Source organism: Massilimicrobiota sp. An105 (genome assembly GCF_002161155.1).
GTDB lineage: Bacteria > Bacillota_I > Bacilli_A > Erysipelotrichales > Coprobacillaceae > Allocoprobacillus > Allocoprobacillus merdigallinarum.
On record NZ_NFLY01000097.1, the window covers coordinates 1 to 1,941 of the forward strand.

Consider the following 1,941-nt stretch of genomic DNA (forward strand, 5'->3'; position numbering starts at 1 on the left):
CAAATTAAACAAATATTAAATTATAAAATATAGAATTAAAAACAGGTCCCTAAAAATAGGGACCTAAATATTTTATAAAACTATCACTAGATTTTAATACCGGATACTAAAGTCAGGTAGTATATAAAATAAAGCATCGTTTGTCAAGAAGGGGCAACTCTAATAAGCGCATATTATCTGAACTTTTTGAGGATTAATAGTATTGTTTCTTTATCACCGTCAAAATAATAGTCCCGTCTTTGGCAGTTAGCACCATGTTTCTTTTGTAATCTTTTTTGAAAAATTTAAATTAAGTCCATTTTATGGGCTTTTTTTATTTAAAAATTAAATCCTTATTTGCACAGTGAGCCTGTAAATAGTATAATAGATGTGCGATAAAAGCACTAACAATTATGCTTAGGCGAGCAGCTGTGCAATTGTGATGTGGAAGTCCTCTGCACAACTGTTCGCTTAAGCAGAGAGGACTTCCACATATGACAACTCAATACAAGAATCATTCTAGAAAGAGGACTCCATGGGACTGCAATACTAGCTTATCTCCTATGGAGACTTTTATCAAATCCAAATATCTAGATTCCTATGATTATAAGCATCCTTTTATTAAAGAAACAATGGAGGCTGATTTGCTTAATTCCTATGAAGTGACATGTTGCAAAAGATGTGTCTCCACTGATTTTAAGAAAAAAGGCTTTACCAAAAATGGTATTCAAAGATATTATTGCAACATCTGTAAGAGATATTTTAATGTCCTTACAGGAACTATGTTTGATAATCACAAGATTGCAATATCCGAATGGATTGAATTCTGTTTGGGTATTTTCAGATATGAGAGTATCAATTTAACTTCCAAGAACAACAAAAACAGCTTTACAACATCAAAATATTGGCTATATAAACTCTTTTATATTATTGAAGACATGCAAGATGATATCGTACTTGAAGGTAATGTCTATATCGATGAAACATTCTATCCTGTTGTCGAATCTGATAAAACTGTTAAAGATGGCAAAAAACTTAGAGGATTATCAAAAGACCAAATATGCATCGGCATCACATATGATGGCAATCATGTTTATGTTCATGTTGAGGGATTTGGAAAAACATGCCAAAAGAAAACAAAGGACACATTCATAAATCATATTAAGCCTGGATCGCATCTTATACATGACAAAGAAAAAAGTCATAAGATTCTGATAAAAGAATTGAAACTAAGCGATGAATCATATGATGCAAATAAGCTAAAAAAATGCAAAGATAAAGATAATCCATTGAATCCCATAAACAGGCAGTGTTACTTACTAAAACGATTTCTAAGATATCATCCAGGATTTTCTAGAGATGATATACAGCATTACATTAATCTATATTGCTTTATATCTAATCCCCCCCAGCTGATAAGCTAGAAAAGGTCGAAATGGTACTAAATAGCGCCATACACCTTACCAAATCATTAAGATACAGAGATTTCTATGCTTCAAAATCCCGATAAAATAAGGATTTTGAGGTTTTTAGTAGGCTCACTGTGCAAATAATGATTTATTAAAAATTATTTTATTATTTTTTCTTTTGTGTTATAATAGTGGTGTAATGGTGTTATATATTGGAGGTGTTCTTATGGCTTACTTTCTTAAGGTTACAAAACAGCAGTCTCGTACCTATCTCTCTATATACGAAAGCTTCTATTCCCTTGAAACTAAGGGTACAAAGCATCGCAGCTATCGCTCTTTAGGCAATATTCAGAAGCTCATCGACAGTGGTATCGATGATCCCATCGCTTACTTTCAAAAGGAAGTCGATCGTCTTAATGCCCAGAGAAAGGCTAATAATGCCAACAAGAAGATCAACGATCGTCTTATCGGTGAAGTCTCTCCTGAAAAGCTCCTTGGATACTTTCCCTTGGCCAGCATTATGAACAATCTTGATGTAAGGGAACATTTTGAT

1 protein-coding gene and 2 pseudogenes are annotated in these 1,941 nt (G+C 32.9%); all 3 read left to right on the forward strand.

Annotated elements, in window-relative coordinates:
- Positions 1-611: 611 nt before the first annotated feature.
- Positions 612-734, forward strand: a pseudogene (locus tag B5E48_RS14160) (IS1/IS1595 family N-terminal zinc-binding domain-containing protein); the annotation flags it as partial.
- A 27-nt stretch (positions 735-761) separates the two neighbouring features.
- Positions 762-1,403 carry a hypothetical protein gene (locus tag B5E48_RS13335; RefSeq protein ID WP_158097310.1) on the forward strand — a complete coding sequence of 214 codons (642 nt, stop codon included), beginning with the start codon at positions 762-764 and terminating at the stop codon, positions 1,401-1,403.
- A 211-nt stretch (positions 1,404-1,614) separates the two neighbouring features.
- Positions 1,615-1,941, forward strand: a pseudogene (locus B5E48_RS13340) (IS1634 family transposase); the annotation flags it as partial.